This is a genomic window from Shewanella profunda (genome assembly GCF_023283765.1).
GTDB lineage: Bacteria > Pseudomonadota > Gammaproteobacteria > Enterobacterales > Shewanellaceae > Shewanella > Shewanella profunda.
In genome coordinates this window covers 13515-35687 of the sequence record NZ_JAKILG010000034.1, presented here as the reverse complement: position 1 = coordinate 35687, position 22173 = coordinate 13515, and the positions used below count along the sequence as shown (strand labels likewise).

At 45.1% G+C, this 22173-nt stretch carries 19 protein-coding genes; 11 read left to right on the top strand and 8 right to left on the bottom strand.

The features are described from left to right. The first annotated feature begins 123 nt into the window (after nt 1–123). Both L2744_RS15175 and L2744_RS15170 read left to right on the top strand, forming a co-directional pair. Entirely contained in the window at nt 124–2229 is a 2106-nt protein-coding gene (locus tag L2744_RS15175) for a S8 family serine peptidase (RefSeq protein ID WP_248992708.1), read from the top strand. A gap of 10 nt (nt 2230–2239) precedes the next feature. Continuing rightward, a complete protein-coding gene (locus tag L2744_RS15170) occupies nt 2240–2704 on the top strand; it encodes a serine protease external chaperone (protein ID WP_248992707.1) in 465 nt (154 codons plus the stop codon). 44 nt (nt 2705–2748) lie between these two features. On the opposite strand, the gene L2744_RS15165 is transcribed toward L2744_RS15170, so the two are convergent. Beyond that, nucleotides 2749–3663 carry a LysR family transcriptional regulator gene (locus tag L2744_RS15165; RefSeq protein ID WP_248992706.1) on the bottom strand — a complete coding sequence of 305 codons (915 nt, stop codon included), beginning with the start codon at nt 3661–3663 and terminating at the stop codon, nt 2749–2751. Between the two features lie 162 nt (nt 3664–3825). Between L2744_RS15165 and L2744_RS15160 the strand changes: the two genes are divergently transcribed. From L2744_RS15160 to L2744_RS15150, 3 genes are all read left to right on the top strand, one after another. Then, nucleotides 3826–4161, top strand: a complete 336-nt coding sequence (locus L2744_RS15160) for a DoxX family protein (protein WP_248992705.1) — start codon at nt 3826–3828, stop codon at nt 4159–4161. A 5-nt stretch (nt 4162–4166) separates the two neighbouring features. Then, nucleotides 4167–4331, top strand: a complete 165-nt coding sequence (locus L2744_RS15155; RefSeq protein WP_248992704.1) for a hypothetical protein — start codon at nt 4167–4169, stop codon at nt 4329–4331. Nucleotides 4332–4421: 90 nt separating this feature from the next. Next, nucleotides 4422–5237, top strand: a complete 816-nt coding sequence (locus L2744_RS15150; protein WP_248992703.1) for a DODA-type extradiol aromatic ring-opening family dioxygenase — start codon at nt 4422–4424, stop codon at nt 5235–5237. A gap of 141 nt (nt 5238–5378) precedes the next feature. Here L2744_RS15150 and L2744_RS15145 read toward each other — a convergent pair whose 3' ends face one another. Then, a complete protein-coding gene (locus L2744_RS15145) occupies nt 5379–6254 on the bottom strand; it encodes a 1,4-dihydroxy-2-naphthoate polyprenyltransferase (RefSeq protein ID WP_248992702.1) in 876 nt (291 codons plus the stop codon). Nucleotides 6255–6619: 365 nt separating this feature from the next. Between L2744_RS15145 and L2744_RS15140 the strand changes: the two genes are divergently transcribed. The 3 genes from L2744_RS15140 (at nt 6620) to L2744_RS15130 (ending at nt 8957) form a co-directional block, all read left to right on the top strand. Continuing rightward, the gene (locus tag L2744_RS15140; RefSeq protein ID WP_248992701.1) at nt 6620–7561 is read left to right on the top strand and encodes an SDR family NAD(P)-dependent oxidoreductase; all 942 of its coding nucleotides are present in this window, start codon (nt 6620–6622) and stop codon (nt 7559–7561) included. 126 nt (nt 7562–7687) lie between these two features. Then, nucleotides 7688–8554 carry an acyl-CoA thioesterase II gene (gene tesB, locus L2744_RS15135; RefSeq protein WP_248992700.1) on the top strand — a complete coding sequence of 289 codons (867 nt, stop codon included), beginning with the start codon at nt 7688–7690 and terminating at the stop codon, nt 8552–8554. Between the two features lies 1 nt (nt 8555). Then, nucleotides 8556–8957 carry a YbaY family lipoprotein gene (locus L2744_RS15130; protein WP_248992699.1) on the top strand — a complete coding sequence of 134 codons (402 nt, stop codon included), beginning with the start codon at nt 8556–8558 and terminating at the stop codon, nt 8955–8957. 54 nt (nt 8958–9011) lie between these two features. Here L2744_RS15130 and L2744_RS15125 read toward each other — a convergent pair whose 3' ends face one another. Beyond that, on the bottom strand, nt 9012–9893 hold the full coding sequence (locus L2744_RS15125) for a LysR family transcriptional regulator (protein WP_248992698.1): 882 nt from the start codon (nt 9891–9893) through the stop codon (nt 9012–9014). 141 nt (nt 9894–10034) lie between these two features. Between L2744_RS15125 and L2744_RS15120 the strand changes: the two genes are divergently transcribed. After that, complete coding sequence (locus tag L2744_RS15120; RefSeq protein WP_248992723.1) at nt 10035–11285, top strand: MFS transporter; 1251 nt, start codon at nt 10035–10037, stop codon at nt 11283–11285. A 115-nt stretch (nt 11286–11400) separates the two neighbouring features. Here the strand turns inward: L2744_RS15120 and ppx are convergent, their stop codons facing one another. Together ppx and ppk1 are read right to left on the bottom strand one after the other, a co-directional pair. After that, nucleotides 11401–12957, bottom strand: coding sequence for an exopolyphosphatase (gene ppx, locus L2744_RS15115; RefSeq protein ID WP_248992697.1), 1557 nt, complete (start codon nt 12955–12957; stop codon nt 11401–11403). Nucleotides 12958–13000: 43 nt separating this feature from the next. Then, the gene (gene ppk1 / locus L2744_RS15110; protein WP_248992696.1) at nt 13001–15163 is read right to left on the bottom strand and encodes a polyphosphate kinase 1; all 2163 of its coding nucleotides are present in this window, start codon (nt 15161–15163) and stop codon (nt 13001–13003) included. A gap of 395 nt (nt 15164–15558) precedes the next feature. Here ppk1 and yegD point away from each other — a divergent pair, with 395 nt between their 5' ends. Both yegD and L2744_RS15100 read left to right on the top strand, forming a co-directional pair. Next, nucleotides 15559–17064 (top strand): molecular chaperone, encoded by a 1506-nt coding sequence (gene yegD / locus L2744_RS15105; protein WP_248992695.1) that lies wholly within the window; start codon nt 15559–15561, stop codon nt 17062–17064. A 17-nt stretch (nt 17065–17081) separates the two neighbouring features. Next, entirely contained in the window at nt 17082–17567 is a 486-nt protein-coding gene (locus L2744_RS15100) for a CreA family protein (protein WP_248992694.1), read from the top strand. Between the two features lie 114 nt (nt 17568–17681). On the opposite strand, the gene L2744_RS15095 is transcribed toward L2744_RS15100, so the two are convergent. The 3 genes from L2744_RS15095 to pdsR form a co-directional block, all read right to left on the bottom strand. Continuing rightward, entirely contained in the window at nt 17682–18881 is a 1200-nt protein-coding gene (locus tag L2744_RS15095; RefSeq protein ID WP_248992693.1) for a cystathionine beta-lyase, read from the bottom strand. A gap of 221 nt (nt 18882–19102) precedes the next feature. Continuing rightward, complete coding sequence (pdsS, locus tag L2744_RS15090) at nt 19103–21262, bottom strand: proteobacterial dedicated sortase system histidine kinase (RefSeq protein WP_248992692.1); 2160 nt, start codon at nt 21260–21262, stop codon at nt 19103–19105. 32 nt (nt 21263–21294) lie between these two features. Further along, on the bottom strand, nt 21295–21987 hold the full coding sequence (gene pdsR / locus L2744_RS15085) for a proteobacterial dedicated sortase system response regulator (protein WP_248992691.1): 693 nt from the start codon (nt 21985–21987) through the stop codon (nt 21295–21297). Nucleotides 21988–22173 lie beyond the last annotated feature (186 nt).

The window sequence follows — 22173 nt, the reverse complement described above, 5'->3', positions numbered from 1 at the left end:
TTGTTAATTGTTTTGGTGGTGATAAAAATAATTAAAATAACAGTATTTAATGCGGAAATGGTGAATTAATACTCATTATCCACATTAAATTATAAGATGTAATGACAAGAAGGAATGTCTATCATGCGTATGTCCATTGTTGCATTAAGTATCACAGCTGCCTTATTGGCAGGTTGTGGTAGTGATAAAAAGTCTCCCGAACCCGTCAACACAGCACCACTTACTGCTGATATCACTATTGACGTGTCCCAGTCTTTATTATTCTCCGGTAAGTTAGATGCAACAGATGCGGAAGGTGGTTTAACTTATTCATTGGTTGATCCTAGTGACATAAAATTAGGAACGTTAACTCTGGTTAATAAAAGTACAGGTGAGTTCACTTATTCCACGGATGTGACTGAAGGTACCGAAGTTATTAAATTCAAAGTATCTGATGGTCAGTATACTGCCGAAGCTAATTTAATTATTAATATTAAAAATGGCGATCCTTTATATGCATACCAATGGCATTTAAAAAACACGGGACAAAATGCGTTTGCCGCTAGTCGCGGTGTTGTGGGTGAAGACATGAATGTGAGTGGCGCTATGTCACAGCAGATCATGGGTCAAGGTATCACGGTTGCTGTGGTGGATGATGGGTTAGAAATTGCTCACGCTGATCTGGTTAACAATATAGTGAATGGGGGTTCTTACAACCTCATCACAGGTACCGTTGATCCTACGCCATTTGCTGGTTCTGCGGGTCATGGTACTGCTGTAGGGGGTATTATTGCCGCAGAAGGTTGGAACGGTATTGGTGGGCGTGGTGTTGCGCCAAAGGCACAACTGATTGGCTTTAACTTCTTAGACTCAGATCCAACTGGCCAAGTCGCAAATGTGCAAACATTTGAAAACTTTGTCAAATCCCATGGGGCGAGTGCCTATAGTGACAGTGCTCGTGTGTTTAACCAAAGTTATGGTTATAGCGTTCCATTTCCTGATACTTTTGATGAAGATGAAACTGAAGTATATCGGGATGTGGCGACTCAAAGCTTTGATGGGAAAGGCAGTATCTTCGTGAAATCTGCGGGTAATGGTTATGATTACTATCGTTTCCGCACCTTCTGGTTACCGGGTGATTACTTTGATGCTACGCCAGAAAATCCAGCCAACCATGGTTTACCTTTCCACAACTCAAATATGTCTAGCGATAATGCTAACGTTTACAACTTAGTGGTGAGTGCCATTAACGCGAATGGTCAATTATCAAGTTATTCCTCTGTCGGCTCTAATGTATTTTTAACGGCGCCAGGCGGTGAATATGGTGATGATGCGCCTGCTATTGTCACAACGGATCGTATGGGTTGTGATAAGGGTTCTGTCATTGCCGAAGATCGTCCAAGTACGCCATTCCATGGTGGATTACATCCTTTAAATTCCAATTGTGATTACACTTCTACCATGAATGGGACTTCATCTGCAGCACCTAATACGTCTGGTGCTGTTGCGGTAATTATGAGTGCTAATCCTGAGTTAACTTGGCGTGATGTACGCCATGTTCTGGCAAAAACAGCGACAAAAGTTGATGCACAGATCGCTGCAAAAACGGTCACTGTCGGAGTGGGTGAAGGTGCGGCAGAATATGCGGCTATTCCCGCATGGCAACAAAACGCCGCAGGATTTTCATTCCATAATTTATATGGTTTTGGTCGAGTCAATGTGAGTGAAGCAGTCAAACTGGCTAAGTCTTATGCAGAAGATTTAGGTGAATATGTTGTTTCAGAGTGGCAAGCAAGCGAAGTGTTAGCTAAATCTATCCCCGATGCCAATGTAAATGGTGTCAGTGACACTCAAGTCGTTACTGAGGATTTAGTTATCGAAGCGGTACAGATTGAGCTAACGGCAGATCACCTGCGCCTGCCGGATCTGGCTGTAGAGCTTATTTCTCCTGCTGGCACTAAAAGCGTGCTGATGACACCTTATAACGGTCAGGTTTATCAAGGCGTGATGGATAAAACCAATCCTAATGATATTGTCACGGGCTATGATGCGACACCTATGCTGTCAAATGCGTTTTACGGTGAGTCATCAAAGGGGGAATGGACTATCAAGCTTATCGATGTGAATAGCGGTAGTTACAGATTTATTAAGTATGACCAAGGCTATATCTCAATTCCTAACGAGGCTGACGGTAAATTGAAAGGTTGGTCAATTCGTTTCCACGGCCATGCTGCCAAGTCTGCATCTTAAGGAGTACCAAATGAAAATATTAAATTTATCATTAGTCGCAGTCGCTCTATCACTGTCTGCACAAGCTATGGCACATGACAAAGTTGATTTGGTTCCACCTCAGGGTGAAACAAAAGGGGTAACTCTAAGCCGTGCTGAGTTTTTGGGAGCGGATACACAATACTATATCAAGACCGACTCCGGTGTTAAGCAAGCTAAGCAGTTGATGAAAGGGCAACAAGTGGTGACTCAGTCGGGTAAGCCATTTGCTGAAATGACGGGCAAACTGGTGGTTAAGCTTAAACCAGAAACCTCAGCCGAGGATTTCGCTAAACTTTATGGGTTGAGAGTGGATTGGAAAAATAACAGTAACTTAGTGCTATTAGCCGCTCAAGATGGTGCGGATTTAATCGCCTTAGTTAATGCGATTAAAGCCTCACCCGAAGTTGAGCGCGCTAAGTTAGATCGGGCGGTTGCAAAACAAGAAATACAGTAGGATCAAAAGCTTGACTAAAAGGGCCTTTTGGCCCTTTATTTTTTTCACTGGCCGTTAAGCCTATCCTCTGGGGATGTCGCAAAGATCACTAGATTTTGCCAAAGGGTTTGGGCAACAGGTCCTAGTGGTGAGTGAGGTTTGCGCATGACATAGTAGTCGAGCTGAATGCTGTTTTGCCTTTCGCGTAGATTGAGTGGAACCAGTTCCTTTTGTTTTAGTGCTTGTTCAATCATATAGTAGGGCAGTTTTCCCCAACCCATACCGCTTTGAATTAGCATTTTCTTAGTATAAAAATCATTAACATACCAACGTCGTTGACCCGCTTGTACCCCAAATTCAATATTCGCAGTGCCTGAGCCCGTATCTTGGATCACTATTTGATATTCATTGACGAGTTCCTTCGCGCAGGTGAGGGTCGGATGACGTTCTAGTAAACGTGGGGAAGCTACATCGAGAAGGTTACCGGAAAATAAATAGGCTACCTGTAAATGAGTTGAATGCAGCGGCTCAATCCCGCCAGCTGAAATAGCAATTTCGGCTTTATCTTGATTTAGCGCTTCAAGCGCGCCAGTTAAAAACTCTTGCTTGAGGATGATTTGAGTATAGGGAAATTCATTTTGAGTCCGCTCTAGAATGGGTAGGATCTGAGCGAGATTGAACGAGGCCTCGAAGGCTAAGGTGATGCTCGCTTCGTTGCCTTTTGCCAAATGCTTCGCGACTTGTTTCATTTCCTGCGCTTCATTCAGCACTCGCTGAGTATGTTGCAGCAGTTTTCGACCTTGCTCTGTCAGGGCGAGTCGATAACCTTCGCGATTAAACAGGATAAGATCGAGTTGGGATTCTAACTGTTTAATACTTTGACTAATGGCGGGTTGGGTTTTATGCAGCTTGTCGCTAGCGGCTTTAAGCGAGCCCGCCTCAGCTACGGTTTTAAACATCAACAGTTGATCTAAGGTCATTGGCGTTACTCGCAAGATCTAAATTATTAGTTTAAGAGATGTTAGATTTTATTCCATATTTATTTATCTTTTATCGGCTCATAATCTACGCCATATCTCGCTCGTCGTCTGCACATTGATGCCCAAGACTGACGGCCAATATTCAGTTAAATGGGGTGTTCTATGGGACTTTCAAACTTATGTGGCGATAAGGGCTCTGTTACTACTGACTTAGTTGCTGAGGCAGATACACAGAAATTATACCTTTGTGCTAATACACTCAATCGCGCCGCCGCAACCGTAACATTGGCGATGAGCATAGTATTTTTTATCTCTGGATTTGCCAAATTGTTTGGGGTGCCTATGTTCCATGTCCCCTTCACCTTGATGAATCTCCCCACTGGTTTTGGCTATTTGGTTGGGTTAATGGAAGTCATTGGCGCCCTTGGATTGTTTTTGCGTGACTACCGAGTGCTCTCGGCGAGTGGTCTACTAGCCATTATGCGAGTGGTCTACTAGCCATTATGATGGGGGCGATTTATTTCCACTTTAACTATGAAGCGGCAATGAATGCGCTGCCAGCATTGAGTTTATCGATAGGGCTATTTCTTATTATCAAGCTCGATGAAATTGTGGAGCGTTTAGTGCACCTTCAGAGACAGCTATCGCAGAGTCGTTCAGCATTTTGAGTTTATTGAAAAGTCATTTAGCGATAAATGCTGTACGTTAACGGTAAACAATAGTTAGTTCAGATATAAGTTAATCAACACGAGAACATAATGAGACAAGCTAAAGTCAGTCGAATGCCTGTGCTGTTTGTCCCCCACGGTGGTGGCCCTATGCCTTTGCTCAATGATGCTAATCATTCGGAGTTAACGGCATTTTTATCGTCGGTTACGGCACCAATTCCAACCCCTAAGGCGATTATACTGATCACCGCCCATTGGGAAGAATCGGTAGTGACTTTGTCGAGTAGCCCTAAACCAAGTATTTTGTATGACTACTATGGATTTCCACCTGAGGCTTATCAGTTGACGTATCCTGCTCCTGGTGAGCCAGAATTAGCCGGACAGATTGCTAAGATGTTAGCAGATAAGGGGATCACTGCCCGCTTAGATGCCGAGCGCGCATTCGATCACGGCACCTTTGTGCCACTTAAGCTGATGTATCCAGAGGCTAATATTCCCGTGGTGCAGATGTCGTTAGTCGACAGTCTCGCTTCTAAGACTCATATTGCAATTGGTGAGGCTTTAGCGCCGCTGCGGGAACAAGGGGTATTAATAGTGGGCTCTGGCATGTCGTTTCATAATATGCGGGCGTTTTTTTCTAGCGAGCTTACAGTGCAAAGCCGCAGTGCAGAATTTGATCATTGGCTCATGCAAACATTAACGGCAAGTGCGAGCACTGCCGAGGCAAAAACAGCGTTAACACACTGGCAAGCGGCGCCTGAAGCGCGTTTTAGTCATCCGCGGGAAGAGCATTTACTGCCACTGCATGTGTGTTTTGGCGCAGGTCACAATGACTCATCCCAAGCCCAACGTAATTTTAACGGTATTTTGTTAAACACACTGATCTCGGGTTATATCTGGCAATAGTCTGATGTTGGATTTCCCTTGTCGGTTGTTGAGGTGAAACTGAAGTTGCGCTTACCAATAAAAAAGGTTTGTATCTACCAAGGATACGAACCTTTTTTATCTTCAGAATTAACCTTGTAGCACTCACTTAGCACTTTTACGTTACGCCGTAAAAACTAAACCCACACTGAATAAGGTACTGAAAATCATGGTTAACTTAGCAGTGCGGCCGAGCAGCGGGTTTAAAGCCTCACCGGATACGGCATAAAAATCGCTACTGAGTTTACGGGCGATAAGCAGCGATAATCCCGCAAGCAGTACAGGTAAGCCGGGTAAAATGCCGAATAAAAAGCCAGCAATCACTAAGCCAAAGGGCAAATAAATCAAAGCTTGATAGAGTACTTTTGCCTGTGCTTCGCCAATACGTACTGCCAAGGTGTGCTTGCCTGCTTGAGTATCGGTACGAATATCTCGCGTATTGTTGACTAACATAATCGCGGCATTAAATAAGCCAATGGCACAGCCTAACAGCCAAGCATTGATTGTTGTATCACCCGCTTGCAGATAATAACTGCCAACCACGGCGACTAATCCAAAAAAGACAAATGCAGCAACTTCACCGAGTCCATGGGAGGCCAATGGATAGGGGCCACCACTATAACCAAGAGCGCCTAAAATAGCAGCCGCTGCTAAGATGGCGATAGGCCAGCCGCCATGCCAAATCAAATAGGAACCGACGGCGAGGGCAAGGATAAGACACAATATCATTGCATTACGCACTTTATTTGCAGGGATCATCCCACTTTGGCTAACGCGAGTGGGGCCGATCCGTTCGGCGGTATCTATGCCATTTTTAAAATCAAAGTAGTCGTTAGCAAGGTTAACCGCAACTTGTAGCAACACGGCACAGAGCGTGGAGGTTGCAGCGATTAACCAACTAAAACTGTTAAGGTGTAAGGCAAGAATATTACCTATCAATAGTGGGCCGATTGCTGCAGGAAGTGTGCGCGGCCTTATGGCTAAAATCCAAGGATTCATGGCGTCCAGTCGTTATCTCGAAAAAGAAAAGGGTATTCAATTGGCAGTAGCATAACAATATTTCAGCCGAAAGTGAGCACTATCTAATAAACGCATTTAACAGAGTTTGAATTGGCGCACATATGTTCACTCTTATGGAATGATATTTGTCGTCAAGCTCAAAGAAAATCATAAAAGTCTGTGTTGTTATAGGTAAAGGGTTATTTAACCCTTTACCTAAGATTTTATTAATTTAGGTAAATTATTCAACGCACTCGTTAGGTTGTAAACATCAAAGATGCCACTTATATACTGATGTTGATTTTACGTGACTTACACACTCCAGATAATGCGAGTTTGCATTATATCAATAAGGATACGTTCAGATGCGTTTCGATAAGAAAGTAGCACTGATCACAGGAGCGGGTTCAGGACTAGGCCGAGCTTACGCTATTATGCTGGCAGAGCGGGGTGCTAAAGTCGTACTTATCGATCAACCTATCGCTCGCTGTGCTGAGTTAATCAGTGATGCTCACTCTGCTACTCATTCCACCAATGACAACTTGATGCAGACCTTTGACAGTATTCATAAGTTAGGTGGTGATTGCCTTTATTTTGTCCTCGATGTGAGTGACAAAGCGGCAGTAGATCGTATGGTTGATGAAGTTGCAAAAAACTGGCAACGAATTGATATTTTAATTAATAACGCGGGTGTTTATGGTGCTTGTGCCTTTGAAAGGATCACTACTGAACAGTGGCAGCGACAGTTAGATGTGGATTTAAATGGCAGTTTTTATTTAACCCAAGCGGTATGGCCATTGATGAAATTGCAAGATTATGGCCGCATTATGATGACCACGGGGGCATCAGGTCTATTTGGGGATTTACATCAAGTTGGATTTAGTGCGGCAAAAATGGCCTTAGTCGGTATGGTCAATAGTTTGTCCATCGAAGGGGCGCTACACAATATTCGGGTTAATAGCCTGTGTCCGCAGGCGGTGACGGCCATGACAGAGAAACATTTGGCACCAGCAATTCAACCCTTATTTTCCCTTGATACCCTTACCGCTACCACCGCCTTTTTGGTGAGCGAGCATGCACCCAATGGGCAGCATATTCTGGCGGGAGCGGGGAGTGTCAGTCATGGCATGTTTGTCGAGTTTTTGCCGACGTACTTTTGTGAGGGATTATGTACACCGTATAAATTGGCGCAATGTTGGCACCAACTTTATCAAGCGTTTCCCGTGAGTCTACATGCCAGTGGTGAAGATAAAGTTCTTTCTTGGTCAAAGCTCAGTGCACTCGAACACGATATTAAAATTGATTAAGTTCAAGGCTGTGTTTTGTCGGATTCAACATGGTTTCTGTTTTGGTATTGTGTACTCAATGCTGGTCAGCCCTAGTAGAACTGAGTTACCCTTTAGCATTAATGGCTAACTATTCAGTAGGATCCCATGAGTCAGGTATTAGACGATCTTTTATCATTACTTTCCCTCGAGCAAATTGAAATTGGACTGTTCCGTGGTCAAAGCCAAGATCTGGGGTTTGGGCATGTGTTTGGCGGCCAAGTGATGGGGCAGGCCTTAAGTGCTGCTAAGCAAACGGTTCCCGTTGAGCGTAAAGTGCATTCCTTGCATTCCTATTTTTTACGTGCGGGTGACGAAAAGCTGCCGATTGTTTATGAAGTGGAGAATATGCGCGATGGTGGCAGTTTTAGTGCAAGGCGCGTTAGTGCTATCCAAAAGGGACGGCCCATTTTCCATATGACCTGTTCTTTTCAAGAACCTGAAGAGGGTTTTAGTCATCAAGCTGTGATGCCGCAGGTATCCGGCCCCGAAGGTCTGTTAAATCAGCAAGAACTCGCAATGACGATGCGGGATAAAGTTCCCGCTAAAATGCTGGAAAAGTTTATGGCCGATGCACCAATTGAAATGCGGCTCGTCAATCCTCTCCATCCATTTGCACCAAAAGAAACCGAGCCTTATCGTTATGTTTGGCTAAGGGCAAATGGCCCTATGCCAACCGATGCGCATATCCATGAATATTTACTTGCCTACGCTTCCGACTTTAACTTTTTAGTGACGGCAGCACAGCCCCATGGCGTTTCATTTTTGAGTCCAGGAGTGCGAATGGCGACGATAGATCATGCTATCTGGTTCCATCGCCAAATCAATATGGGCGAATGGTTGCTTTACAGTATCGATAGCCCTAATGCCAGTGGTGGTAGGGGTTATGTAAGGGGACAGTTTTTCAATCAACAGGGCGAGTTAGTGGCTTCTTCTACTCAAGAAGGGCTTATACGTACGGTTAAGGGAAGTTGATATGGTTATGAAAATTAAGTCGTTATTAATATTTTCACTGATGGCTATTTTACTCAATGGCTGCGTGACTGTGCAGCCTGAGCCCCCAGTGATTGTCAATGGTGCTGCGGGTTATTTAGAGAAAATTCTCCTGCCTCAAGGCTGTGAAATCACCATTGCGATTATTGATCTTAATACGCCTGGGGTTGTGGTCGCCCAAAAGACATTTAATATCGCCCGTGCACCTGTGCCCTTTAAATTTTCATTGCCCGCGAAGTCGATTGATAAACGTATTAAGTACGGTGTGGTCGCTATGATTAAATATCAAGAGCAGGTCATATTCCAAACCTATGACCGTTTTCCGGTGATCAACAATGATAAATACACCACTGAAGTGTTGATGAAAGCCGTCATGGTTAAGTAGTTAAACGCAGAAGTGATAAAGCCCTTGCAGATTTGATTTGAAAGGGCTTTTTTATTAGCGATTCTTCATCAAAAATTCGACAAAAGCCCGGTCGGCTTGACTGACAGGGCGCTGTTTTTTCCAGGCAATATGCAGATTTAAAAAGACTGGGGGATCGAAGGGTTTCGCCAAAATATCATCCTTAGGGCTGATCGCCATTTCAAGCACACTGGTGATGCCAAAGCCTTGGGACACAATCTGTTTTATTAAGTTAATCAGATTGGTCTCAAAGGCAATATTGGGTTTTTTCCCTAATACTTTTGCCTGAGAGAGTATCCATTCTCGGTGAAAATAACCTGTCTTAAACATCACTAATTCATGATCAAAAAAATCACTCAAGCTAACAGCTTTATGTTCTGCTAATGGATGCTCAGTTCCCATTGCGATGACCATTTGCTCACGGATCAACAGTTGGCTGTCAAAATCACTCTGTAAATCTTGGGCGGTAATAATCGCAATATCCACTTCTTCTTGCTGTAACATGCGTAATGCATCGCGGGTGCCACCTTCAAACAGCGACAGTTTTAGCTCGGGATATTGATGGCGAAAGGCCATTAATCGCGATGGTAAATAGAAGGAACCCAGCATGCCAGGTACTGCGATACGCACTTCTCCTGAGGTGAGATTCGCCATTGCATGGATTTGTGCTTCGGCCTGTTTGACTTGCTTTAGGATCAGCATGGCATGTTGATGTAGCACTAAACCTTCAGCGGTGAGGGCCAGCAGTTTGTCATTTTTATGGCTGGTGCGATTAATTAAGGTAACACCAAGGGACTGCTCAAGACGCTTAATACTCTGACTGAGTGCGGGTTGGGCCATATTGAGTTTTTTAGCCGCGGCAGTAAAGCTACCTGTATTAGCAAGGGCATCTAAATGTTTAAGTTGACGGATATCCATTTATTGGGCTCATACTCGGTTACTGATAATGCTTGTCTATAACAAAAATCAATAATTGCGATATAAATTATCTATTATTGTTATGTTATGCCCAGTGCTACCCTTTGTCTATCCTGTGATTTTTGCGTTATCGAGGCCAGAGTGCAAGCCGTGTTGGACACTATGATTGACAGTAAACAGCGTGATACCCGATTGATGTGGGCCCTGTGTGTGGCCTCCGTTGTGGTGTATATCAATTTGTATTTAATGCAAGGCATGTTGCCCTTAATTGCTGAGCACTTTGCTGTATCAGGTTCTAAGGCAACCTTGATCCTCTCTGTTACTAGCTTTTCTTTAGCGTTTTCGTTACTTATCTATGCGGTTATTTCTGACCGTATTGGTCGGCATACCCCTATTGTTGTGAGTTTATGGCTATTAGCCCTGTCAAATATATTGCTAATTTGGACGCCGGATTTTAATGGCTTGCTTCTGGTGCGATTGCTGCAGGGCGTAGTACTGGCGGCGGTACCTGCTATTGCAATGGCTTATTTTAAAGAGCAATTATCCCCCAACACTATGCTTAAAGCCGCGGGTATTTACATTATGGCTAACAGTATTGGTGGTATTGCGGGGCGTTTACTTGGCGGGATGATGTCGCAGTTTTTATCTTGGCAAGCCTCTATGTGGTTATTGTTTTTAGTGACCTTAGTAGGCGTTGCGCTGACAAGTTATTTATTACCCTCAGGTGCCGATGCGCAGGCGATGTCACAAGCTCAGTCTGAACCTAAACTCCTCTCGAAACGTGCTCGCTTAATTCAAGACTTTTATGGTTTTAGCCATCATTTAACGGATCCACAAATGCGTTTAGTCTACGCTATTGGTGGTTTAACTTTTATGATGATGGTGAATCAGTTTAGCTTTATTCAATTACATTTAATGGCACAGCCCTATGAATGGAGTCGCTTCCAAGCGACTCTGATTTTCCTGTGTTATTCCAGTGGTACCATAGCGTCATATTTTACCGCAAAATGGCTGGCAAAATTTGGTCAGCACAAGCTGTATCAGTGGTCTTGGTGTTTGATGTTATTGGGTAGTTTGCTCACGTTGTTCGATACCACTTTGACTATTTGTGCGGGTTTTTTAATGACAGCCTGTGGCTTCTTTCTGACTCACAGTTGTTGTAATTCCTTTGTGGCGATGCGTGCAAGTCGCGATCGTGCTAAGGCGACTTCACTCTATTTATGTTGTTATTATCTTGGTGCTGCGCTCGGTGGGCCTTATTTGATGATGTTTTGGCATGAGGCACTGTGGCGTGGGGTCGTGATGGGGTCGTTAACACTACTCGCCTTGATTGCCTTAGCGATCACTCGATTACATTATCACCAAACACAAATCAACAGGGTGTTAGTCTAGAACATGTTGATGTTTCAGGGTTATTTTTGCAGCGATTTGCCAGAGCGAACAAAATTTAATCTCGAAACCTCAACACGCCCTAGTTAAGCCTAGATAGGTTGGAGATGGCTAGCATCTAGCTTGTAATCGTTCCTTGTGTGTCCTCTTGCTCGAGTGGGGGTTTATCGCTGTGGGAGGTAAGACTCGACACTAAACGTAGGTTCATCCCAAGGGTGGCCATTTGTTTTTGCTCTCGCTGTAAGTCTTTCATAAAAAGGCTTATTTTTCGTTTATGGCTCGGTAGTACTAACATGACACCGTCGGGAATAACTTGAATTTGGTCCAAGGTCGGTGCTTTGGCGATACGACCAAGATTGAGTAGCACCGCAAGACGCAATAGGCAAAGTAGGCGAATGAGCGTCAGTTTATGATTTGGTTCTAATTCAGCAAGCATCAACTCATAGGGTTTTTTACAGTGGTTGGCAATCAGTCGTGTTAGATCTTGCTGTAATGCTTCACTAAATCCGGGCATATCGCTATTACTGATGATATAGGCGCCGTGTTTATGCAATGCCCTTGAATTAATGTGTAAACCTATCTCATGCAAGGTCGCTGCATAGGCGAGTAATCGTGCGTGGGGCCTTAAATGCCATTCATCGGCAACCTGTTCAAACAATGCCATGGCGGTATCACGTACCTTGGTAGCGTGGGGCATATCGATGTGGTAAAGCTGGGCAATGCTGTCTACAGTGCGGTGGCGTATATCTTGATATTGACCAATTTTGGCCAGCTCATATAACACACCTTCGCGCAGCGCGCCTGGGCTAAACTCCAACTGCTCAATAGGTAAACGCCTAAAAAAGCTAATTAAAATAGCAAGCCCTGCAGGCACCAAGGGCGTTCGTTTATTATCCATGTGGGCGAATTGGATATGGTCAATATGCCCGTATCTGATCAATTTTAGCTTGAGTTGTTTTAGCCGTGTTAAGGTGATGACTTCATCGCCGTGATCTTCTTGAATGGCATCGCATATCGCTTTTACTGTCCCCGAACTGCCGAGCACTAAGTCCCAATTACCGCTGAAATATTCCTTTGATAAAGAGGCAAACTGTTTATCGGCAGCGCTTTGTGCTTCACGAAAGGAAGCCGGAGTGATTTGCCCATCAGGGAAGAAGCGTTCGTTAAAGCTGACGCAACCGCAGCGCAGACTGGATAAATGGGTTGGAGTATTTTTTTGCCCCAGCACTACCTCGGTAGAACCACCACCAATATCGATAACAAGATTGTGTTTGCCCAATACTTGGCTTTGGGCAATACCGTTATAAATCAAGCGGGCTTCCTCGTGACCAGAAATCACTTCGACGGGATAGGGCATAATGGCAAGTGCCGCTTCGATAAATTGTTCACGATTTTTAGCAACTCTAAGGGTGTGTGTTGCCACTAAACGCACTTGTGCTTGGTCAAGGTTGGAGAATCGTTGATTAAAATCGCGAAGGCAATTTAGGCCTCGTTCCATCGCTTCTTGACTTAACACGTTTTGTGCATCTAATCCAGTCGCTAGCTGAACCTGTTGTTTTTCTTTGTGTAATATTTGCAAACTGCCATCTTGCTCACGGGCGATAACAAGGTGAAAGCTATTTGAACCCATGTCGATGGCGACAAAGTGTCGCGGTTGTGAATGTGTGGCAACCAATCGGATTATCCTTAGGCAGTCGAGACGATAATAAAGCCAGCGACTAGCTGGCCTTGGCCTGTAATTCTGGGTTTTGCTCTAGGGCAAGCTCATCCGATGAAGCCGCTTGTGACGCTTCCATCAGGGCGTTGAATTCCTGTTGTTGTCGCTTCTCATAATTAATCAGATATTGATAAATGGCAATTTGAGAACGCACTTTACGCTTATTACCCCGATTTCGATAAGGATTACTTTGTTCCTTATTGATGATACGAGCCTTAGTGTTGTCATTAAACTGTAAAGATAAAATATCCATCACCATCTGTTTTAGGCGTAGATCATAAATCGGTACACTGACTTCAACACGGTTATCAATATTGCGGCTCATCCAATCGGCGGAGCAGATAAAAAGTTTATTTTCGCCACCCGCATGGAACAGCATCACGCGGGAATGCTCGAGGAATCTATCCACAATACTGTAAACCTCGATATTGTCACTAATGCCTGGAACTTGTGGGATCAGTGAGCACATACCGCGGATCAGTAACTTAATTTTTACGCCTGCAGCCGAGGCTTCATAAAGCTTTTGCACTAAAGCGTCGTCGAGCAAGTTATTTAATTTTAAGGTAATGGCGGCCTTAATATGACTCTGTGCATTGACGATTTCTTTATCGATTAAGTAGTTGAGCTTCTGTCTGGAATCGTAGGGTGAAACGATCAAATGTTGGAAGTTATCTCGGCGATACGGATGCTCAATCAAGTCAAATACTTGCTCAACTTCACGGGCAATTTCTTGGTTTGCGGTAAACAGAGATAAGTCGGTATACACCCGCGCTGTGCCTTCGTTAAAGTTCCCCGAGCCCACGTGGCAGTATAGCTTCATTTCACCCTGTTCTTCACGGCCAATTAGGCACAATTTAGAGTGTACTTTTAAACTGGTGATGCCGTGGTGAACTTTTACGCCAGCCTCTGCCAAGATACGAGTCCACTGAATATTGGACTGCTCATCGAACCTTGCCCTTAGTTCTATGACCGCAGTGACTTGTTTACCATTTTTGACAGCGTCAATCAGTGATTGCATTACATGGGATTTTTTGGCTACGCGGTATAAATTTATCCTAATAAAGCGTACCGCAGGGTCGTAAGCCGCTTGGCGCACCATTTCGGTAAAGTGGGAAAATTTATGGTACGGATAGTTGAGCATAATATCGCCCATTTTGATCGCATCGAAACTGTTGGCGCTGCGGCCAAATCCTGCACTATTGAGCGCGGGCAGTTTTTCGTTTTCGAGGTAATCACGGCTGGGATTAGGGAAGTCTATAAAGTCTTTAAAGCTGTGGTAACGTCCACCGGGGATCAAACATTCAGTCGAGCTGATATTTAATTGTTCTTTGAGCATCACCAGCATATGTTCGGGCATTTCCTTGTCATACACTAAGCGCACGGGCTCGGCAGTGAGACGTTGTTTCAGGCCCTTAGTCATTTTTTCAAGCTGAGTTTGCTCTAACTCATCGGTGATATCGAAATCGGCGTCACGGGTGAGTTTCATTGAATATACTTCGATGGCATCGTATTGGAAGAAGGGACCAAAGAGTTCATCCACGCAGTGACGGATAATGTTATCGAGCAAAATGAGGTGCTTTTTCGCTTTGCTTTTTTCCGCTGGAAGCTCAAGAAACCGTGGCACATTCTTTGTCGGCACTTCTACCAAGGCATATTGGCGACGGGCTTTGGTGTCTAAGCACACACATAAATAGGTGGCATCATCGTTGATTAGTTTTACCAGATCGCGGCTATTGCTGACGATTAGCGGGGCAATATGGCGCTTAAAATGATCCCTAAAATGTTTTTTAAGCCAGTTACTGTGAAACTCGCTTAGTTGCTTCTCATTGATTAACAGAATATTACGGCGAACGAGTTCACGCATTAAATCCGTATAAATGCCATCGAATCGTTCCTGCAGTGCCATGACCTTGGATTGGATCTTGGCCATTAAATGGCGACTATTACTACGACCTTCCTGCAATGTGGAAAGTAAAATAGACCGCCTAACAGCAGCAACGCGCACGCGGAAAAACTCATCCATATTATTGGAAAAAATACCCAGAAAACGTACTCGCTCAACAAGGGGCACATTAGGATCGCAGGCTTCTTGCAACACCCGTTCATTAAATGATAACCAAGAGAGTTCTTTATCTATCGAAAGTTTATCGGTATTCGGGGACACTGCACAGCTCCTTTAAGCAAGCGTCATGGCGCAATATACAATAGCATTCATCCGCCGTTGTGCAATCAGATTTACTGTCGACAAGTGAAGGAATTTTAATGATAAACATTGCGTTCACGCCAAAATCAGTCTGGGATTTATCTGGGCTAAAGATACGAGGGAAATGTGTCAGATTGATGACGAGTGTGACAGAAATATGACCTTAATATGAAGGTCGGTTGATATGCTTTAGTCTTATCGATTGGGTTATGTTGGTTGAACCTAGGTTGCCGTTTAAACCAGCGGCAACCTAAGGATTTTACACTGTAAAACCAATAATCAAATACGCTAATTCTTTGGGATTGCGGCAAACTATGTTACCTTTCTCGGCTTTTTATTATCGCGGGAGTGAGGGTATGTTTGTTGGATTTGATTATGGTAGTGCCAACTGCGCCGTAGGGATTATGCTAGGCGAGAATGTACAGTTGTTGCCTTTATCAGAACAGTCAGCGTATTTACCTTCCACGCTCTATGCGATGGATAGAGAGCTTATCGCTGAGGCGGTATATCGTGGACTTCCAATTGAATTTAAAGCCGATTACGCTAAGAAGCGTGCGGCCCAGTTAAGTCGAGCGCATTCAGTGCGCCATGAATTAGATCTCGATGCTGATGCCCAAGCCGTGTTTGTTGGTGAGCAAGCGGTGAGTGCCTATTTAGAGATGCCGGAGGAAGGATTTTATGTCCGTTCGCCAAAATCATTTTTAGGTGCAACGGGTCTAAGACCCGAGCAAGTCGCGCTATTTGAAGATATTGTCACCCTGATGATGCAGCATATTAAAACGCGTGCCGAATCTGTTTTAGTTGAAAAAGGTTTAGCCCAAGAGGGCGACAAGTCGATAATTACCCATGCGGTGATTGGGCGTCCGGTAAACTTTCAAGGTATCGGCGGCGAGGAGAGTAATAGACAGGCGGAGGCGATTCTAACCTTAGCGGCAAAACGCGCGGGATTTATCGATGTGGCCTTTCTATTTGAACCGCTGGCTGCAGGCATGGATTATGAGGCGAGTCTTATCGACAACCAAACCGTGCTGGTGGTTGACGTGGGCGGCGGTACAACGGATTGTTCTGTGGTGAAGATGGGACCTTCCCATAAAGCGAGTCGCGACCGCGCAGCAGATTGTCTTGGTCACAGTGGTCAACGTATCGGTGGTAACGATCTTGATATCGCCCTTGCAATGAATGCCTTTATGCCGCATTTTGGACTGGGTTCATTAATGCTCAACGGTAAACCTATGCCAAGTAACCCATTTTGGAATGCGGTAGCGGTAAACGATATCAGTGCCCAACGTGAGTTTAGTACCTTAAGTAGTCGCAAACTGATCGACGAGTTGATTAAGGAAGCCGAGCAGCCCCAATTGCTGCATCGCCTATTAAAAGTGCAGCAACAGCAGTTAAGCTATCAGTTAGTACGTCAGGCAGAGCGCGCTAAAATTGCACTGTCGGACACCGAGCATACTGATATTAATCTCGATTTTATTGAGGCCGCGCTGCATGCTGGCGTGAGCCGTGAATTGTTTGAAAATGCCATCGAGCCATCGCTGACTAAAGTTGAAGCCCTGATGCACCAAGCGCTTGCCCAAGCGGCAAAAACCTTAGTTGTCACAAACATAGCGACAACAAACATAGCTACAACAAAAATAGTGGCGAGCCGCTTAACTCCAGCAGATTTACCAGTTGAAACCGCCGAAGCAGAGTGTAAACCCGATGTGATTTACGTGACGGGTGGTACAGCCAGAAGCCCTGCTATTTACGCAAAAATCGCTGGGATTTATCCCGATATTCCCGTCGTGGTCGGCGACCACTTTGGCTCTGTGACCGCCGGACTAACCCGCTGGGCACAAAAGCTATTTGCTAAGCAATAACGTAAAAGGATGTATGAATGAAAACCCTATATAAATGTGTATTTTCGGCCACTATGGGCTTATTGCTCGCAGGTTGTGGTGACGATGTGGGTAAGGTGAGCCTTGGGCTTTTCACCACAAAGGATGTGATTATCGATGCTAAGCAGGATCCTAAAATTCAGGGGGTGACCTGTCATATTAGCCGTATCGAAGCGAATTTAGATTTTGCCGATCCGTCTGATATGGGCATTAGTTGCCGCCAGACCGGGCCGATTACTACCGCTGATCTGGCTAAAATCGATATGGGAAAACACGGGGAAGTCATCTTCACCGAATCCCTCAGTATTTTATTTAAGTCATTAAAAGTGCGCAGAATTTATGATGCACAAAACCAGACACTGCTGTATTTATCCTATTCGACAAAAGAAACTAATGGCAGCCATAAACATGCACTGTCAACAGTTCCGCTTTATGGTTCACAAGCTTGGGTTGACCCTGTAAATGTAGGCACTAAAGCTAATTAATTGCAGCAAAGTGAATAGCTTAGATCTTCTGTTGCATAAGCATAAAAAGGGGCGGAATTTTCATTCTGCCCCTTTTGTTTTATTCCGCTAGCATCGAGCGCCTAAGCGACATAGTTACTTCGCTTTAGCTGTCAGAACTGCGTTAAAGCGTTCAAAGCCAGCGCTAAGATCTGCGATTAAATCGGCGGGATCTTCTAAACCAATATGCAAACGGATTAAGGGTTTACTCGGATCCCATTTCGTTGCCGAGCGGATCCTGTCAATACCGAAAATCCCTAAAATTAGACTCTCGTAGCCCCCCCAAGAAAAGCCCATTTTAAAGTGATTCATATTTTCAACCAGTGCGGTCACTGCATCGGCATCGCCTTGTTTTAGCACAAAGGAAAACAAACCGTTTGAAGCACTAAAGTCACGTTTAAAGAATTCGTGGCCCGGGCAAGTTTCAAAGGCGGGATGGCGTAGGTGATCCACTTCTGGACGAGTTTTCAACCAATTAGCGACTAGCAGGGCATTTTTTTCATGTTGCGCCATACGCACACCTAAGGTGCGCAGACCTCGAGCGGCAAGGTATACATCATCGGGCGAGGTGGTTTGCCCCATCAAATAGCTGTGTTCACGCAGTTGCGGCCAGTATTTTTCGTTAGCGGTGGCGGTGCCTATCATCACATCCGAGTGACCGACAATATATTTAGTTGCCGCTTGAATGGAAATATCGACTCCCATTTCGAAAGGTTTACTGTTGATGGGCGAGGCCCAAGTGTTGTCTAGTATCGTTATCAGCCCATGTTCGTGGGCGATGCGGCACAAGGTCGGCACATCCTGCACTTCCATGGTGATAGAGCCCGGAGACTCTAAAAATAACACCTTAGTATTGGGGCGAATAAGTTCACCAATGCCTGCGCCAATCAGGGGATCGTAATAAGTCGTTTCGATACCAAAGCCTGCCAGAATATGAGTACAAAGATCCCGCGTTGGCTCATATACGCTATCGACCATCAACAGGTGATCGCCAGTTTTTAAAAATGACAGCAGCGCCGCACTGATCGCCGCCGCACCTGAAGGGTAGAGCGCAGTACCGACCCCGCCTTCTAATTCGGCAATCGCAGCTTGGAAGGCAAAATGGGTTGGGGTGCCACGGCGACCATAAAACATCTCGCCATTGGTTTTATTTTTTGCGGCGTGGCGCATGTCTTCCATGGTATCGAAGACGATAGTCGAAGCGCGGAATACGGGTGGATTAATCACACCTTTGGTCCATTTTTTGTCTCGACCTAAGCTGACGATTTGGGTGGCTTGACGATGTTTGTCTGTCATAGAAGCATTACCTTGGCATGTAGGTTGGATCAGTAGGCTGAATCAGTAGGTTGGGCAAATTTTTACTAATCCCTTGTTATGGCGGTCATCTTAGCATTTACTCTGGCAAATGGCAGAGACGAAGTGATGAGTTTGGCTCATGTTCTTCGCCCCTGTGCCATTTGTCGACAGATTCTGCATTATAAGGAAACCTCACTTTGACCAAGGACCTACCTAATTTGTTAATTTAATGGCAGTGTGACTAGGATATCCACGCCATCGTGTTCGCTACGGTTACGGGCGAGAATTTTGCCTTGATGAAACTCAGCGACTAGCCGCGCAATATATAAGCCTAAGCCTAGGTGCGGTTTATCTTGGGCCTGATTTATCCGCACTGACACCATAGAATCGAAAATCTGCTCCGACATATCAATAGGGAGTTCTGGCCCTAAGTTACTGATCAGCAATGTGGCTTGTTTACCTACTTGGGTGAGCGTCACTTCGATGGCGCTATCCTTGTGACAAAACTCAATCGCGTTGGCGATAAGCTTATCCATTAACTGAGCGATATATTCCGGTACGCCTTGCATCATCAGCGGCTGTTCTGGCACTTTTACGCTAAATCGTTGTTCAGGATAAGTAATTTGATACCCCTGCATACAACCGCTGATTACTTCAGACAGGGGAAACTTAGTAATATCAGCCTGCAATAAACTTTGCTCTAGGCGCGTCGCTTCGCTCATATTATTGAGCATCATGCTTAAGCGGCTCACGCCTTCCTGCGCGCGGTCGACATATTTTTGCGCATCTTGATCTAAGGTTTGTAGGTTTAAATGCTCAAGGGACGATCGCACTACGGCGACGGGGGTGCGTAGTTCGTGGGATAGGCGCGACGACATATTTTCCAAATAATGGGTGTATTGGCCTAGGCGTCCGACGATACTCGAAAAACTACGCGAAAGATCGCCAATTTCATCTCGAGCCTTTGAGGGCTTAAGGTTATTGCGTACTCGACCTTGGCTGTCGATGGCATTTTCTGCCTCATCGCGCAGTTTGCGAATTCGGTTTGAAATACTCGAAGCAAAGAAGAACAGCGCCAGTGTGCCCATGCTCATAATGGTCAAGATCACGTTAAAGAGTTTTTCCAAGGCACGGTTACGTAGGGAACGAATACCGTGGGTGGTTTCTTCGGCAACGACGGCACCCATAACATTATTATCAATCCAGATAGGGCTTGCGGCTGCGAGTACTACCGCTTTGTTATCAGGGGTTAAGCGCCAAGTCGAGCTTTGCTGACCCGATAGCGCTTTTTGGATATGGCTGCCATCAAGCTCGGTGGAATCCTGCAACGAATCAATAAAATCCTTTGGTGGCTTGGTCAGAATTTTGTAATACAGGGGATGCAGATAATCCCGTTTAAAGGTTCCCCACAGTGAGCCTGGTGTTTCATCTTCTAAGGTTCGCGTCCAGACGCTGCTATTAGCGCGAAGATCTCCGGATTTAGCTAACACTCGCCCATGTTTATCTACCACCCATACCCTCGAACTATAGTGACTCATCCCTTTGATAATACTTTCAATTTCCGGGGAAGGGACTAACACAGTACCGAGTTTATCTACTGTATCCAAGGCGGATGTACCGACAATTGCCGTGATATCGCGGTATTTACTGTCAGTCACATCAGCTATGGCAAAGCCGAGTTTGCTACCGACCATATTAAGAGGAATACGCAGTTCAATATTGTAGCCTACATCGGTTGTTGCCCATTGTCCTTGAATACGGACTTCGGGTGTTACCGGCACAGTCTGCTTAGGATTAGCGGGTAATTCGAAAGCACTGATCCAACCGGGCTGAGTAGTGGCGACGATATAGCGTTTGAACTTATTGTCGGGTGAAAGTGTGGCGATGGATAAATGATCATTTCTATCGACACTGAGGGCATTCTTACCGCGAAAAACCACATTAGGGTCAACTACTTGGAAAAAGGCATACAGGTAACCATCATATTGGCCGACCATATGGGTAAAACTTAAGGTTAATGGCGTGGTCGGATCGGCGCGCATGATTTTATTCGCCTCACCGTATTGGATAAATCTGTGCTGATATTCCTGCCACTCGTTAAGTTTTCCATCGAGTAATATTGCCCCCGCAAGTGGGTAGGCGTAGAGGTCGCGGCTTTTTTCCACTTGCTTTAAAAAGCTGGCTTGACCATCAAACAGCTTTGGGCGTTCGTGTAGCGCGGTCGCAAGAGCCTGAGTTGTCCCCTCTAAAGTGCGTTCTTGGCCATGGCGTAAGTACTTTTCCATCTCCCACACATATTGATACCCAAGCCAAGGTAGGCAGAGTAAAAATAGGCTCAGGCCAATCACTTTAGTGCGTAAACCGAAGGGGAAACGTGTCATAGGTTATAAATCAAAAGTGATCCCATCATAACTTAGGCTAGGCTGTCCCAGCGGTAGCCCATGCCATAAACCGTATCGATACAATCAAATTCAGGGGCAGAGGCGATAAATTTCTTTCTGATCCGTTTCACATGGGAAGTAATAGTGCTGTCATCGACAAAAATTTTTGCCTCTTGCATCAATTCATGGCGGCTGCGGACATGACCTGGGTGTTTCGCTAAAGCATGTACCATCCAGAACTCGGTAACGGTAAGTTCGATAGGATGCTGGTTCCAATAGACTTGCATGCGATTGGCATCAATCGTCAGTGGACCGCGTTCGAGCAGGCTTTCCTTCGGCGTTTGACTGGCTGCGAGTTCTGAACGGCGAAATAATGCCGCCAAGCGTGCAGTTAAATGTGGAAAACTCACCTCTTTACTTAAGTAATCATCGGCGCCTAAGCGCAGGCCGCACACGGTATCAAAATCACTGTCGCGGGCGGTTAAAAAGATAATAGGCAAGGTACTCGACATGGCGCGCAGGGATTGGCACAACATAAAGCCACCATCAATCTCATTGCCTAAGCCAATGTCGATAATGGCTAAATCCGGTAATCGCGTATTAAAGGCTAACATAGCCGATGGCCTGTCTGCGTAGGTTTGTACGCTATAACCATGTTGTTGCAACACATCCTTGTAATTCTCACGAATGGCCGCTTCGTCTTCCACTATGGCGATACGCTTCATTGGGCCATATTCCTATTGACTTGGGGGAGTAAGTTTTCGTGACTATACAGGATTTTACCTGAGAAAAAAGTGCCCAATTGCAATTGCCATTTTGTTGCCACAATTGATAGCAGCATTGCCATTTTCCATCCCTGCTCATGCCATTCCGACTGTGTTTAATAGCCCCATTCAGTTTTGCACCCAGCA

Excerpts from the sequence above, each read along its gene's own strand:
- yegD (WP_248992695.1), top strand. The coding sequence starts at position 15,559 with ATGTTTGTTGGATTTGATTATGGTAGTGCCAACTGCGCCGTAGGGATT.
- pdsS (WP_248992692.1), bottom strand. The coding sequence starts at position 21,262 with ATGACACGTTTCCCCTTCGGTTTACGCACTAAAGTGATTGGCCTGAGC.
- L2744_RS15155 (WP_248992704.1), top strand. The coding sequence starts at position 4,167 with ATGATGGGGGCGATTTATTTCCACTTTAACTATGAAGCGGCAATGAAT.
- tesB (WP_248992700.1), top strand. The coding sequence starts at position 7,688 with ATGAGTCAGGTATTAGACGATCTTTTATCATTACTTTCCCTCGAGCAA.
- L2744_RS15165 (WP_248992706.1), bottom strand. The coding sequence starts at position 3,663 with ATGACCTTAGATCAACTGTTGATGTTTAAAACCGTAGCTGAGGCGGGC.
- L2744_RS15160 (WP_248992705.1), top strand. The coding sequence starts at position 3,826 with ATGGGACTTTCAAACTTATGTGGCGATAAGGGCTCTGTTACTACTGAC.
- L2744_RS15125 (WP_248992698.1), bottom strand. The coding sequence starts at position 9,893 with ATGGATATCCGTCAACTTAAACATTTAGATGCCCTTGCTAATACAGGT.
- L2744_RS15150 (WP_248992703.1), top strand. The coding sequence starts at position 4,422 with ATGAGACAAGCTAAAGTCAGTCGAATGCCTGTGCTGTTTGTCCCCCAC.
- L2744_RS15100 (WP_248992694.1), top strand. The coding sequence starts at position 17,082 with ATGAAAACCCTATATAAATGTGTATTTTCGGCCACTATGGGCTTATTG.
- L2744_RS15145 (WP_248992702.1), bottom strand. The coding sequence starts at position 6,254 with ATGAATCCTTGGATTTTAGCCATAAGGCCGCGCACACTTCCTGCAGCA.
- L2744_RS15170 (WP_248992707.1), top strand. The coding sequence starts at position 2,240 with ATGAAAATATTAAATTTATCATTAGTCGCAGTCGCTCTATCACTGTCT.
- L2744_RS15095 (WP_248992693.1), bottom strand. The coding sequence starts at position 18,881 with ATGACAGACAAACATCGTCAAGCCACCCAAATCGTCAGCTTAGGTCGA.
- L2744_RS15175 (WP_248992708.1), top strand. The coding sequence starts at position 124 with ATGCGTATGTCCATTGTTGCATTAAGTATCACAGCTGCCTTATTGGCA.
- pdsR (WP_248992691.1), bottom strand. The coding sequence starts at position 21,987 with ATGAAGCGTATCGCCATAGTGGAAGACGAAGCGGCCATTCGTGAGAAT.
- L2744_RS15130 (WP_248992699.1), top strand. The coding sequence starts at position 8,556 with ATGGTTATGAAAATTAAGTCGTTATTAATATTTTCACTGATGGCTATT.
- L2744_RS15140 (WP_248992701.1), top strand. The coding sequence starts at position 6,620 with ATGCGTTTCGATAAGAAAGTAGCACTGATCACAGGAGCGGGTTCAGGA.